The sequence below is a fragment of the Paenibacillus sp. N119s genome (genome assembly GCF_059447605.1).
In genome coordinates, this window is record NZ_JCAJRU010000151.1 from 1 (window position 1) to 13,055 (window position 13,055).

Consider the following 13,055-nt stretch of genomic DNA (forward strand, 5'->3'; position numbering starts at 1 on the left):
AGAAGTGAGCTCACCTTGCGGCCATTCAATTGTATTTTCCCTTGGGCCAGTCTGCCAACTACCTCTGGATATAGCTGGCGCTCCACGGATTGAATGGCTGCGGATAAGGATTCCGCTGTATCATGATCGTAAACCTCCACGACACGTTGGGCGATAATCGCACCAGTATCCATCCCCCCGTCCACAAAATGGACGGTGACTCCACTTACCTTCACCCCATAGGCCAATGCCTGTCCAACAGCATCCTTCCCTGGAAATGCCGGAAGCAGGGACGGATGAATATTAATGATTTTCCCAGCGTACGCATCAACCATAACACTGGATAACAAACGCATGTAGCCTGCCAGCACAACGAGATCAATCGATTTCTGCTCCAGCAAAGCCACTAATTCACGCTCATAGTCTTCTCGGGTAGGGTATTCCTTAGGGCGAAAAGTATGACAGACAATTCCAGCTTTTTGTGCTCTAGCTACAGCAGGAGCCGCAGGCTTGTCACAGACGAGCAGTTCTACCGAGGCCCCGCCCAGTTCACCCCGCGCAGCCGCATCCACCAAAGCCTGAAAGTTCGTCCCTTCGCCTGATGCAAAAACAGCAATCCGATAATTGCTCATTATACCTCGGCTCCCGTAAAGGTCACGATAGAGCTGCCTTCCGTTACTTTTCCGATCACATACGCAGCTTCACCCTGTTCCTTCAGAACTTCCAGTGCGGTCTGTGCATGCTCTGCACCGACAACAATCACCATTCCAATCCCCATATTGAAGGTGGTGAACATGTCTTTGTTGGAGATTTCGCCTTTTTCCTGCATGAGCTGGAAGATTGGCAGAATCGGCCAAGCGCCGTACTGTATATCCACATTAACGTGATCCGGTAACACTCTAGGGATATTTTCAATAAAACCGCCACCAGTGATATGCGCCATGCCTTTTACTTTTACTTTATCCAGCAATGCCAACACAGATTTTACATAAATTTTCGTCGGCTCCAGCAATACATCGCCCAGTCTGCCGTTCAAGCCCTCGATTTCATCATGCAAATCATAGCCTTCCTGTTCCAATAACAGCTTGCGAACCAGGGAAAAGCCATTACTGTGAACTCCACTGGAAGCCAGTCCGATTACAGTATCTCCAGGAGCAATGGAACTGCCATTAATGATTTTGCTCTTATCTACAATGCCGACTGTGAATCCGGCAATATCATATTCACCCTCGCTGTACATTCCCGGCATTTCTGCAGTTTCACCACCGACCAATGCACACCCCGATTGATGGCAGCCCTCTGCAATACCCGCGACAATCGCTTCGATTTTCTCAGGTATAACCTTGTCGCAGGCGAGATAATCGAGAAAAAAGAGCGGCTCCGCGCCCCCGACGACAATGTCGTTTACGCACATCGCAACTGCATCAATACCGATGGTGTCATGGCGATCCATTGCGAAGGCAAGCTTCAGCTTCGTGCCGACACCGTCAGTACCGGAAACGAGTACAGGCTCCTCGTACTTATCTTTATTCAAACCGAACAACGCACCGAATCCGCCCAAGTCCGTGAGCACTTCCGGACGGAAGGTACGTTTGACGTGCTTTTTCATCCGTTCTACTGCTTCATTACCGGCAGCGATATCTACCCCTGCGTTTTTGTATGCTTCGGACATTCATGAACACTCCTTCAAATGATTGACCCTCCTAAGTCCTCCCTAGCAGGGAGGATTCCATGGGGTTGCTCCCCCTGGACCCCTCAAGAGTCGGTCAGATGCGTAGGATTGGGTGCTGCTTGGTGGTGATTCGTGCTGTGAGTCGCGTGTTTTCCATTGTCATTCGCGGGCCAGCCCGCAAATGACAATGACACGCTTTGGTGCGTGGCCGCCTTTGATAATGGCGGCGAGGGCACATCCCGGGCTATTTGCTTTGCAAAGGCGGGGACGTGCCGGGCAAAGAAGTGAGCAGCGCCAACGGGCGGCTTACTTCTTTGCCCCTTAGGCAGGCAGCTTCGCCCTGCCTGCTGCCTGAGCCTCGCTTCGCTGGCTCAAGGACGGCTTTACAGCCGCCCGTTAAAAACTCATGGCATGAAATAGTTATGCCATGAGTTTTTAACGGCCTTACCTATCCTCTTCCATGTGGGAACGGAAGAGGTACAGGCACTGCTGTAAAGTGATGCACACCTGAGGAACGCAGCGGGTGGAAGGATTCTGGAGAAGCACAGCGATCGTAAGAACCTTCCACCCGCGGAGTGGCCCCCTCAGAACCGTCATTCCATTCCTCCCCATGCACCTCTATACCTCTTTTGTTCCCTATTCTCAACAACTACACCCGAACTTTTCTTCACCTTTGAAATCTACCTGAGTCGGATAATCGTTATCGAAACAAGCCAGGCACAAACCGCCCTTGTAATCCTGCTCGTTATTTCCGCCTACCGCGGCAATCAACCCCTCGGCGCTCATAAAGTAAAGCGAGTCAGCGTTAATCTCTTGGCGAATTTCCTCAACGGTTTTGGACGAAGCGATCAGTTCCCGACGGTCCGGTGTGTCGATACCGTAGAAGCACGGGTTTTTGAAAGGCGGCGAGGTAATACGTACATGTACTTCCAACGCGCCCGCATCCCGCAGCATATTTACGATTCGACGAGACGTGGTGCCTCGAACGATAGAGTCGTCGATCATAATGACCCGTTTACCCTCAACCACACGGCGTACAGCGCTCAGCTTCATTTTTACACCTTGCTCGCGCAGTTCCTGACTCGGTTGAATGAAGGTTCGACCAGTATATTTATTTTTAATCATGCCCAGCTCATAAGGGATGCCTGTTTGCTCTGCATAACCAATTGCAGCCGAAATACTGGAATCCGGTACACCGGTAACCAAATCAGCATCGACAAAAGCCTCCAACGCCAGTTGGCTGCCCATCCGTTTGCGTGCAGCATGAAGATTAGCCCCGTTCAAATCACTATCAGGACGAGCAAAATAAATATACTCCATCGCACACAGCGCTTTACGCTGCTTCTCTTCGGTATAACGGTCTTCATGCAGTCCATTTTTATCCAGAACGAGCAGCTCACCTGGCTCGATATCGCGCAACAGCTCTGCACCAATCGTTTCCAAAGCGCATGATTCGGATGCAAACAGATATGCATCTCCCAATCTGCCCATCGTCAATGGACGCAAGCCGTTGGGATCAGAAGCCACAAGCAGCTTGTCATTGGTCATAATAAGGAATGCAAACCCACCGACAATACGTTTTAATGCATCTTTGGCAGCCTCCACTAAATCCTTGGACGACCGTGCGATCAAATGAGCTACTACTTCGGTATCGCTGGTCGTTTGAAAAATAGACCCACCCTGCTCCAGCTCATGCCGGATTTGCAAAGCATTCACGATATTTCCGTTTGTCGCTACCGCCAGATCACCATCACGATACTTGAACACCAAAGGTTGTGCATTCGTCAGCTTACTGTCTCCACTTGTCGAGTAGCGCACATGCCCTATGGCAATATCGCCTGTCAACGAAGCCAGCAAATCTTTATTAAATACTTCTTTGACAAGTCCCATCCCACGATGATAATGGAATTCGTCGCCACTGCTCACACAGATCCCTGCGCTTTCCTCACCGCGATGCTGAAGCGCATGTAAGCCGTAGTAGGCTAAGGAAGCGGCATCGGAGTGTCTGTACACTCCGAACACGCCGCATTCCTCTTTTAATTTATCAAACAGCCCCTCTTTACCAGAGCCCTCATTATAATAATCTCCAGTCCACAACGTCCGTGCTGTTATTTCATCAGACATGGAATGACATCCTCCCAGATTTGCTTCAAACTAGCAACTGCCTCGTTCAAAGCGGGTTGTCCGTTCACCTCAACTGTCAATTGTGATCCTTCAACTTTTCCCAATACGGTAACTGGCACTTCCAATCCACGCAGATGTGCCTCCAGCGCAGACGCTTGATCTGGCGATGCGGATAACAAAATGCGGGATTGACTTTCGCTGAACAACGCATGGTCAGGACGCAAAGACGTTTCTACGTTGACCTGTGCTCCCAATCCGCCGCTAATTCCAGATTCGGCAAGCGCTACAGCCAATCCGCCTTCTGCGAGGTCATGTGCGGATTGTACCAATCCGGCCTGAATCGCTCCCAGTACTGCGGTCAGCAGTTTTTTCTCTACATTCAAATCCAGCTCAGGCGGACGTCCTTCGGATACACCGTGCACGACAGCCTGGAACTCACTGCCTCCCAGCTCAGCCTTCGTCTCTCCCACCAGGAAAATGACGTCGCCTTCAGCTTTGAAGCCTTGTGTCGTAATATGATCAGTATCATGTACCAGACCGACCATGCCGACTACAGGCGTTGGATAAATTGCACCTTTGGCATTCTCGTTGTACAAGCTGACATTTCCGCCGATGACAGGAGTATCCAGCACACGACAAGCTTCTGCCATACCGTCAACGGCTTTTTCCATTTGCCAGAAAATATCCGGCTTTTCAGGGTTACCGAAGTTGAGATTGTCTGTAATCGCCAACGGTTCGCCGCCAGAGCATACAATGTTACGTGCGGCTTCGCTGACTGCAATCCGTCCGCCTACCTCAGGATCCAGATATACATAACGTCCGTTACAATCCGTGGTCATCGCAAGTCCCTTACGGGTGCCGTGTACAGTCACTACAGCCGCATCTGAGCCCGGACGAACAGCCGTACTAGTGCGAACCATGTAATCATACTGCTCGTATACCCATTTCTTGCTGGCTACACTTGGCGATGAAAGCACCTTTTTCAGCGCACCGTTCAAATCGGTCACTTCTGGGTAACGCAATGTGTCAACAGCAGCATTTTGCTCATAATAAGCTGGAACTTCGGAAGGCTTGTCATAGATCGGGCACTCGTCTACCAGCGCCGTCACTGGCATATCACCCACCACTTCACCGTGATGGAACAAACGCAAACGTCCATCATCCGTTACCTTGCCGACCTTGGCACAAATAACGCCCCAACGTTCGAAAATTTCAAGCGCCTGTGCTTCATCCTTAGGCTCCACTACGAACAGCATCCGTTCTTGTGATTCGGACAGCATCATTTCATAAGGGGTCATACCCTCTTCACGTTGTGGTACCTGATCCAGATACAGCTCAAGACCGTTGCCCGCCTTGCTTGCCATTTCGGCACTGGAGCAGGTAAGTCCCGCTGCGCCCATATCCTGAATACCCAGTACAATACCGCTGTCGATCAGTTCGAGACATGATTCCATAACCAGCTTCTCCATAAATGGATCGCCTACTTGAACCGCAGTCCGATTCGCTTCGGATTCCTCGGTCAGCTCAACAGAGGCGAAGGTTGCTCCGTGAATCCCGTCACGACCTGTCGGCGGGCCCACATAAAACACCGGATTGCCGACCCCTTTTGCCACACCGCGCTGGATTTTATCATGGTCAATCAGTCCAACACACATGGCATTGACGAGCGGATTACCCTCATAGCTTTCATCAAATACAACTTCGCCGCCTACGGTCGGAATACCGATACAGTTTCCATAGCCTGCAATACCGGATACCACATGCTCAAACAGATATTTCACACGGTCGCTCTCCAGCTTGCCAAAACGCAAAGAGTTCAGCACCGCAACAGGTCTTGCACCCATGGAGAAAATATCACGGATAATGCCGCCTACCCCAGTCGCTGCCCCTTGAAAAGGCTCCACAGCGGATGGATGGTTATGACTTTCGATTTTAAATACAACCGCTTGGTTGTCTCCAATATCTACAATCCCTGCTCCTTCACCGGGTCCCATCAGAACTCGCGGACCGCTCGTCGGGAAACGTCTCAGCAACGGCTTGGAGTTTTTGTAAGCACAATGCTCTGACCACATCACACTGAACACGCCGATCTCCGTATAATTCGGCTGACGCCCCATGAATTCACAGATCAGCGCATATTCACTGTCCGACACACCCATCTGCTGATACAGTTTATGTTCGGCAACCTGCTCTGCCGTCGGTTCCTTAGCGGACACTTGCTGCGCCATGACGATCCCTCCAAGCATTCAAAATAGATGTAAACATACGTTTGCCGTCATCCGTGCCAAGCAATGCGTTCACCGCACGTTCCGGGTGGGGCATCATGCCAAGCACGTTACCTTGTTCATTACAAATCCCTGCAATATCGGTCACGGAACCGTTGGGATTATCTTTATACGTAAATACGATCTGATTGTTCGCCTGCAAACGAGCCAGCGTCTCATCATCACAGTAATAGTTACCTTCACCATGTGCGATCGGAATAATGATCTCTTCACCAGCAGCATAGTCTCTTGTAAAAGGCGTTTGGTTATTCGCAACCTGCAACACCGTATCCCGGCATAGGAATTTCATCGACATATTACGGCGCAAAGCTCCTGGCAATAGCCCGGCTTCGGTCAAAATTTGAAAACCGTTGCAAATCCCCAAAATATATTTGCCTTCGGCAGCCGCCTTGGCTACTTCCTTCATCACCGGGGCAAACCGGGAAATCGCACCGCAGCGCAGATAATCCCCGTAGGAGAAGCCTCCCGGAACAAGAATACAATCGTAAGGTGACAGATCCGTTGCAGTATGCCACACATAATCGACAGGTTCACCGACCGTGTCCTCTATCGCCTTATAGCAGTCAATATCACAGTTGGAGCCCGGAAAAACCAGAACTGCAAATTTCATGGAATCAGCCCTCCAGTTCGTAGCGGTAGTCTTCAATGACCGTGTTGGCCAACAGCTTTTCACACATCTCGATGATGCGTTTCTCTGCACTCTCGCGGTCTGTTGTATCCAGATTCAGTTCCATATACTTACCAATTCTGACGCCTTCCACTTCTCCGAAACCCATAGAATGCAGTGCGCCCTGCACCGCAACCCCTTGCGGGTCCAAAACGCTTTGCTTAATCGTGACATAGACCGTTGCTTTCATCATGTTCCTTCAGTTCCTCCTCCGAATGAGTGAATCCTATTGGTTGAATTATGATTACTATTTACTGTGCCGTCAGACGCCGCCAAATATCCGTATATCTTGCAGTTGTTTCTTCTACGACCTCAGCAGGCAATGGAGCAGGCTTGCTATTCTTGTCCCAACCGGAAGATGCCAAATAGCTTCGCACCGGCTCCTTGTCCATGCTGTCAATCTCCACATCCAGCTCATACTTCTCCTGTGCCCAGAAACGAGATGAGTCCGGGGTGAAAATTTCGTCAATCAAAATCACCTTGCCATCAACAAGACCAAACTCAAACTTGCAATCCGCTAAAATGATTCCCCGCTTTTCGCAGAAAGCACGCGCAAATTCGTACAATGCCAAGCTTTTTTCCTCAAGCTCACCGGTTAGCTGGGCCCCGACCAGCTCTTTCATTTGGTGAAGGGAAATGTCCTCATCGTGACCGACATCGTTTTTGGCAGCCGGTGTAAATAAAGGCTTGGGAAAACGTTCATTCTTACGTAGCCCCTTGGGCAATGGAATACCGTTCACCTCACCGGTCTGCTCATACTGACGCCAGCCGCCTCCGGTAATATATCCACGCACCACACACTCGATGTCGATGCGTTCAGCCTTTAGCGTGACCATGATCCGGTCCTTTAGCAGCTCTTTATGCTGTTCGTCGATGACATGTCCGAGCTTATCTACATCGGTATGCACGACATGGTTCTCCAGCAGGTCTTTCGTCTGTTCAAACCAGAAAGCACTGAGCTTGTTCAATACATTTCCTTTTTCCGGTACGGGCGGCTCCAACACATAATCAAAAGCCGAAATCCGGTCCGTCACGACAATCAGAAAATGTTCTCCGAGATCATACAACTCACGCACTTTGCCTTTGTACAAGAGCGGCGCATGAATCAGACCTTCGGCGGTAGACAATGACATTTACAACTTCCTCCTCTTGAAAGAGTTTGCTCTTTGAACCTTTGCCCCTCCCAAATCAACCTTCCCCCTCCTAAATCCTCCCCTCAGGGAGGACCCCCAGGGCTGCTGCCCTCGGGACTCCCGCAAGGGTTGGCTGGTGAGCAAGGGATGACGAGTTGTTGGAGCTGTAGTGCTGGCAAGCGCGTTCCGCTGGATGAAGGTTGTTGGCACAAGCCTCATCCAGCAACGCTTTTACGTTGGTGCGAACGGGTGGCTCAAGGCTTCGCTTCTTGAGCCTTGCGCGTTCCTGGAAGGACTGCGGGCTGTTTGCTGCGCAAATTCGGCAGTCCTTTCAGGAACATTGTCTTGCGATGGAAAAGCAGTGGAACACGGCTTTTCTATCGGTCTTGGGGAGGTGCGGCATCTTATGTGCCGCACCTCCCCTAGTTCTGCTCTCACATGAAGGTTGGTGCTGGAAGCAGCGGAGCGGACGGAATCGTTCTGGAGAAGCGTTAGCGCTTGCCTTTGCCCCCTGGATTCCAACCTTTACAGGTTGTCCAATCCAGGAATCCAGGGGCAACAGCAAGCGGAAGAATGATCCGTACGCGCAGCAGTCTCATCACGCTCCTGATCCGCTCCAAGCCCCAACCTTCCCTCTTACTCCCCTAATCCCAGCTTTTTAAAGATCGTATCCACGTTCTTCAAATGCCAAGCCGGGTTGAACGCATCCTCGATTTCATCTGGACTGAGCACGGCGGTAATTTCCGGAGTCGCCTCGACAATTTCGCGGAACTGGCGTTGCTCTTCCCATGCCTGCATAGCACGCGGCTGCACAGTATCGTACGCTTTTTCACGGCTGAAGCCCTTATCGATCAGCTTCGTCATAATACGGCCAGAGAATGGTACACCATACGTACGCGCCATATTGCGCTTCATATTTTCAGGGAAGACCGTCAGATTTTTCACGATATTGCCAAAACGGTTCAGCATGTAGTTCAACAGCATCGTTGCATCTGGCAGAATGATACGTTCTACAGAAGAATGCGAAATGTCGCGCTCATGCCACAGCGTTACATTCTCATACGCCGATACCATATGCCCGCGAATCACACGTGCCAGACCGGAGATGTTTTCACTTCCGATCGGATTGCGTTTATGCGGCATTGCAGAAGATCCTTTTTGACCTTTGGCGAAGGCTTCTTCCACCTCACGGAATTCACTCTTTTGCAGTGCACGGACTTCTGTAGCAAACTTGTCCAACGATGTGGCGATCAATGCCAACGTGGCCATATATTCAGCATGACGATCACGCTGGAGCGTTTGTGTAGAAATCGGAGCAGGCTTGGTGCCGAGCTTGCGGCATACGAATTCTTCCACAGCAGGATCGATGTTGGCGTATGTTCCGACTGCACCAGACATTTTTCCGTATTGTACCTGATCGGCAGCATGGCGGAAACGTTCCAGATTCCGCTTCATTTCTTCGTACCACAGGGCCATTTTCAGTCCGAATGTGGTTGGCTCAGCATGCACTCCATGTGTACGTCCCATCATCGGTGTGTGCTTGTAAGCCAATGCCTTTTCCTTCAAAATTTCAATAAAATTCAGAATATCCCGTTCCAGAATTTCATTCGCCTGCTTTAGCAGATAGCCCAATGCCGTATCAACCACGTCTGTGGAGGTTAGACCGTAATGTACCCATTTGCGCTCGTCGCCAAGACTTTCGGACACCGTGCGGGTAAAAGCAATAACATCATGTCTTGTCTCCTGCTCAATTTCATAGATCCGTTCAATGTCAAAACTTGCATTTTTGCGTAGAGCCACGGTATCTTCTTTCGGGATAACCCCTAATTCTGCCCATGCTTCACAGGCACACAGTTCTACTTCCAGCCAAGCCTTAAATTTATTTTCTTCCGTCCAAATCGCTCTCATTTCCGGTCTGCTATAGCGTTCGATCATAACTATTTATTCCCCCAAATATTGGTTTGATCAATCCATTCCAGCGCTTGTTCCGTATCCTGGCACAATAGATTAATATGTCCCATCTTTCGGCCTGGCTTGGCTTCACTTTTTCCATACAAATGCAGCTTCGGAACAACATTCAATCTTTCAGCCTCAGCGTCTGATTGTCCGAAACGCCGAATCACGTCCTCCAAATGCTCACCCAGTACATTGACCATCACAACCGGAGTCAGCAGCTTCGTGTTGCCCAGTGGCAAACCGCAAATCGCACGTATATGCTGCTCAAATTGCGATGTCGCGCATCCCTCCATCGTGTAGTGACCGGAGTTATGGGGTCGTGGTGCCAACTCATTAACGTATAATTGTCCTTCTTCGGTGACAAACATCTCCACAGCGAGCAGTCCTACCGCACCCAATGACTCCGCCACAGCTAGCGCCAATTTGCGTGCTTCCTCCTGGACAGGTTCAGGTACACGCGCGGGTACAATCGACGTGTGCAAAATGTTGTTTACGTGAATGTTCTCTGCAGGTGGAAAGGCTTTGGCTTCACCGTTCGTACTGCGAGCTACAATCACTGAGATCTCACAGCGAAAACGGATGAACTGTTCCAACACCAGTTCCACACCGCCTCCAGCCAGTTGTTCGTAGGCATCCTTGGCCTGCTCTGTTTGGCGAATGACCACTTGGCCCTTGCCATCATAACCGCCGACTGCTGTTTTGAGCACACACGGAACACCCAGTTCAGCTACCGCTCGAACCATATCAGCAGAACTGCTGATTTCGCGATATGGAGCGACAGGAACACCAGCTGCTTCAATAGAACGTTTTTCCCGCAGACGATGTTGTGTCGTGTACAAAAGGCTGCTGCCCTGCGGTACACTCGATTCCTGTTCCAAAAGCTCGGCTACACCCGCATCCACATTTTCAAACTCATACGTGATCACATCACACCGTCCAGCCAACTCTCTGGCCGCGCGCTCATCATCGTAGGCAGCACGGATTTGTTCGGATACCTGTCCACACGGACTATCTGGTGTAGGGTCCAGCGTTACGAAGCGATAGCCTAGGTTTGTTCCTGCCAGTACAAGCATTCTTCCTAATTGCCCGCCTCCCAAAATCCCAACTACTGTACCAGGAGGGCGGATACGGCCTGTGAGTTCACTTGCTTCATTCATAGCGAGTCACTGCCTTCCAGTACCTCGTCACGGATACGCTCGCGTCTTGCCAAAACCCGCTGACTTATCTTTTCGTCAAAGGCACCTAAGATTTGTGCGGCCAGCAGCCCTGCGTTGGTAGAGCCTGCCTTACCGATTGCCACAGTGGCAACTGGAATACCACCCGGCATCTGCACAATGGAGAGCAGGGAGTCCAGACCATTCAGAGCCTTCGACTGGACAGGCACACCAATCACTGGCAAGGATGTCTTTGCAGCCACCATACCCGGCAGATGCGCAGCCCCACCCGCTCCAGCGATAATGACCTTTAGTCCGCGTCCAGCGGCCTCCTCTGCAAAACGAAACATTAAATCCGGTGTACGATGGGCTGAAACTACTTTTTTCTCATATCCGATTTCAAGCTCGTCCAGCACAGCACATGCATGTTGCATGGTGTCCCAGTCTGATGTGCTGCCCATAATGACAGCGACCTGCACTGACATGTCCTTCACTCCCTGTTTATCAATAAGCGCCAAAAATCCGGCACTCGAAAATAACGTTATTTTCAAGACACCGGACTACGAAAAAACAAACGACAGAGCCTCTTAAAGGCATGCCAAAAGCAAGCCTGTTCCACCGCATCCAATGCGGCTTCAGCCGTATGTCTCCCGTAGTCCGGAAATTTAAGGTTTCCAGGTAGAAACTTCCGGGCCATATCCCCGGCATTATACGAGTTAGGATTGTGCTTACTCCATACCAAACGATATACTTTTCCAGCATCATCGTGATGGGTTTCTGCTCCAACATGTGTACCTAATTAAATTGTACCTAAAGTTCATTTTTTATCGACAATACACTTCATAGTTTAACAATTCCCTACACCCTATGTCAACTTGAAAACGAACATTGTTATAATGATGCAATTAAATGTTCGTGTTTAACAAAAACATGACCCTTAATATGCACACCTCAGGACTATTGTATTACATTTAGCTATCTCTCTGCCTACACTGATAACAGCCTGTAATACATCTGACTCACAAAAATAAAAAGCCGGCACTACCTGTACAGGTAGTGATCCGACTTTTACTTTTTTACTCCGTTATTTTACAACCAGCACAGGGATGCGCGCATGCTGCACCACGTTGTGACTTACGCTACCCAATACAAATTCACGAATACCACCCAAACCGCGACTGCCGATCACAATTACATCGAAGCCATTCTCATTGGCATAGTCCAAAATGACTTCGGCTGGCGAACCTTGAATCAGCTCCACCTTGGCATCTACACCTTGCTCAGCAAGCCGCTTTTTAACCTCATCCGTAGTTTGCTCAGCCAAATCATAATATTCTTTATTCACCGAAGCTGGAATTGGAGCCAAACCTTCGCCCATAAAAATCCGTGGGAAATCGAATGCTGTTACGACCTCAAGCTGCGAGGAGGGTGATGCCTTTACCAATTCAGCCGCCTTCAATAAGGCTTTGTTGGATGCATCCGAACCGTCATAAGCAAGCAACACTTTTGAAAATAGCATAATACGCACCTCTTCCGAATTCAGTTTGTTAAAGCAAAAAACGAGAATTATGTATTCCTGTGGTTGTTCACTTCATTACACCCTGTGATAGCCGAGAGAAAATAGTCTTCTCAATCCTCATTAAACTTACCTGTGAGAAGCTAAACTCCAGCCTTACCGTAAAAAATATCCATAGAGCAATGCGTTAATGAATAGCAACGCAGGAATACCTAATTTAAAGCTCATATGACGTGTTTTATGGCGTTTACGGTACATCGCAATGAGTACACCCAATGCCCCGCCGATCAGGGCCAGCAAAAATAATGTCCGTTCAGGTACACGATCACGGTGTTTACGTGCTCTCTTTTTATCCTCCGACATTACCAGATAGCCTACTGCATTGATGAACAGCAGCCATACCAACAAGCCTGTCTGCAATGTCTCTCCTCCTTTTGCACACCGTACCCGTTTCAGGTATTAGGACTGATATAGGACTCTCTCCTTCATTATAACCTTACCCCTTTTATAGAAACAACGCCTTCTCTGATTGGGAAAACGTTTTTGCGGAAATAGTAACGGGGTAGTAA

14 protein-coding genes and 1 riboswitch are annotated in these 13,055 nt (G+C 49.7%); of the genes, 1 reads left to right on the plus strand and 13 read right to left on the minus strand.

Annotation, left to right across the window (positions count from 1 at the left end; genetic code table 11):
• The 8 genes from purN to AC5V8P_RS16900 form a co-directional block, all read right to left on the minus strand.
• Positions 1 to 611, minus strand: a 611-nt coding sequence (purN, locus tag AC5V8P_RS16865; RefSeq protein ID WP_064795806.1) for a phosphoribosylglycinamide formyltransferase, incomplete at its 3' end; no start/stop codon positions are given.
• Positions 611 to 1,651, minus strand: a complete 1,041-nt coding sequence (purM, locus tag AC5V8P_RS16870) for a phosphoribosylformylglycinamidine cyclo-ligase (RefSeq protein ID WP_064795805.1) — start codon at positions 1,649 to 1,651, stop codon at positions 611 to 613. The genes purN and purM, both read right to left, overlap by 1 nt.
• Before the next feature lie 448 nt (positions 1,652 to 2,099).
• Positions 2,100 to 2,267: a hypothetical protein gene (locus tag AC5V8P_RS16875; RefSeq protein ID WP_155762516.1), complete on the minus strand. Its 168-nt coding sequence runs from the start codon at positions 2,265 to 2,267 to the stop codon at positions 2,100 to 2,102.
• A 26-nt stretch (positions 2,268 to 2,293) separates the two neighbouring features.
• Complete coding sequence (gene purF / locus AC5V8P_RS16880; protein WP_064795804.1) at positions 2,294 to 3,775, minus strand: amidophosphoribosyltransferase; 1,482 nt, start codon at positions 3,773 to 3,775, stop codon at positions 2,294 to 2,296.
• Positions 3,760 to 6,003, minus strand: coding sequence for a phosphoribosylformylglycinamidine synthase subunit PurL (gene purL / locus AC5V8P_RS16885; protein ID WP_064795803.1), 2,244 nt, complete (start codon positions 6,001 to 6,003; stop codon positions 3,760 to 3,762). The genes purF and purL overlap by 16 nt, the downstream gene beginning before the upstream one ends.
• Positions 5,981 to 6,670, minus strand: a complete 690-nt coding sequence (purQ, locus tag AC5V8P_RS16890) for a phosphoribosylformylglycinamidine synthase subunit PurQ (protein ID WP_063209725.1) — start codon at positions 6,668 to 6,670, stop codon at positions 5,981 to 5,983. The genes purL and purQ overlap by 23 nt, the downstream gene beginning before the upstream one ends.
• 4 nt (positions 6,671 to 6,674) lie before the next feature.
• Complete coding sequence (purS, locus tag AC5V8P_RS16895) at positions 6,675 to 6,920, minus strand: phosphoribosylformylglycinamidine synthase subunit PurS (protein WP_064795802.1); 246 nt, start codon at positions 6,918 to 6,920, stop codon at positions 6,675 to 6,677.
• Positions 6,921 to 6,978: 58 nt separating this feature from the next.
• The gene (locus tag AC5V8P_RS16900; protein ID WP_064795801.1) at positions 6,979 to 7,860 is read right to left on the minus strand and encodes a phosphoribosylaminoimidazolesuccinocarboxamide synthase; all 882 of its coding nucleotides are present in this window, start codon (positions 7,858 to 7,860) and stop codon (positions 6,979 to 6,981) included.
• 203 nt (positions 7,861 to 8,063) lie between these two features.
• Between AC5V8P_RS16900 and AC5V8P_RS16905 the strand changes: the two genes are divergently transcribed.
• The gene (locus AC5V8P_RS16905) at positions 8,064 to 8,522 is read left to right on the plus strand and encodes a hypothetical protein (protein WP_155762515.1); all 459 of its coding nucleotides are present in this window, start codon (positions 8,064 to 8,066) and stop codon (positions 8,520 to 8,522) included.
• Here AC5V8P_RS16905 and purB read toward each other — a convergent pair.
• The 5 genes from purB to AC5V8P_RS16930 form a co-directional block, all read right to left on the minus strand.
• Positions 8,497 to 9,795, minus strand: a complete 1,299-nt coding sequence (gene purB, locus AC5V8P_RS16910; RefSeq protein WP_064795800.1) for an adenylosuccinate lyase — start codon at positions 9,793 to 9,795, stop codon at positions 8,497 to 8,499. The two genes, AC5V8P_RS16905 and purB, sit on opposite strands and share 26 nt — an antisense overlap.
• A gap of 2 nt (positions 9,796 to 9,797) precedes the next feature.
• Positions 9,798 to 10,973 carry a 5-(carboxyamino)imidazole ribonucleotide synthase gene (purK, locus tag AC5V8P_RS16915; protein WP_064795799.1) on the minus strand — a complete coding sequence of 392 codons (1,176 nt, stop codon included), beginning with the start codon at positions 10,971 to 10,973 and terminating at the stop codon, positions 9,798 to 9,800.
• Positions 10,970 to 11,455, minus strand: a complete 486-nt coding sequence (gene purE / locus AC5V8P_RS16920) for a 5-(carboxyamino)imidazole ribonucleotide mutase (protein ID WP_064795883.1) — start codon at positions 11,453 to 11,455, stop codon at positions 10,970 to 10,972. Before purE ends, purK begins: the two co-directional genes overlap by 4 nt.
• Positions 11,456 to 11,603: 148 nt before the next feature.
• Positions 11,604 to 11,705, minus strand: a riboswitch (purine riboswitch).
• Between the two features lie 349 nt (positions 11,706 to 12,054).
• On the minus strand, positions 12,055 to 12,489 hold the full coding sequence (locus tag AC5V8P_RS16925; RefSeq protein ID WP_063209715.1) for a universal stress protein: 435 nt from the start codon (positions 12,487 to 12,489) through the stop codon (positions 12,055 to 12,057).
• Positions 12,490 to 12,642: 153 nt separating this feature from the next.
• A complete protein-coding gene (locus AC5V8P_RS16930) occupies positions 12,643 to 12,906 on the minus strand; it encodes a DUF1294 domain-containing protein (RefSeq protein WP_063209713.1) in 264 nt (87 codons plus the stop codon).
• Between the last annotated feature and the right edge of the window lie 149 nt (positions 12,907 to 13,055).

What these genes read in the sequence shown, in the direction of transcription:
- purM (WP_064795805.1), bottom strand. Translation starts at nt 1,651, where the DNA reads ATGTCCGAAGCATACAAAAACGCAGGGGTAGATATCGCTGCCGGTAAT.
- purF (WP_064795804.1), bottom strand. Translation starts at nt 3,775, where the DNA reads ATGTCTGATGAAATAACAGCACGGACGTTGTGGACTGGAGATTATTAT.
- purL (WP_064795803.1), bottom strand. Translation starts at nt 6,003, where the DNA reads ATGGCGCAGCAAGTGTCCGCTAAGGAACCGACGGCAGAGCAGGTTGCC.
- purQ (WP_063209725.1), bottom strand. Translation starts at nt 6,670, where the DNA reads ATGAAATTTGCAGTTCTGGTTTTTCCGGGCTCCAACTGTGATATTGAC.
- purS (WP_064795802.1), bottom strand. Translation starts at nt 6,920, where the DNA reads ATGATGAAAGCAACGGTCTATGTCACGATTAAGCAAAGCGTTTTGGAC.
- AC5V8P_RS16900 (WP_064795801.1), bottom strand. Translation starts at nt 7,860, where the DNA reads ATGTCATTGTCTACCGCCGAAGGTCTGATTCATGCGCCGCTCTTGTAC.
- purB (WP_064795800.1), bottom strand. Translation starts at nt 9,795, where the DNA reads ATGATCGAACGCTATAGCAGACCGGAAATGAGAGCGATTTGGACGGAA.
- purK (WP_064795799.1), bottom strand. Translation starts at nt 10,973, where the DNA reads ATGAATGAAGCAAGTGAACTCACAGGCCGTATCCGCCCTCCTGGTACA.
- purE (WP_064795883.1), bottom strand. Translation starts at nt 11,455, where the DNA reads ATGTCAGTGCAGGTCGCTGTCATTATGGGCAGCACATCAGACTGGGAC.
- AC5V8P_RS16925 (WP_063209715.1), bottom strand. Translation starts at nt 12,489, where the DNA reads ATGCTATTTTCAAAAGTGTTGCTTGCTTATGACGGTTCGGATGCATCC.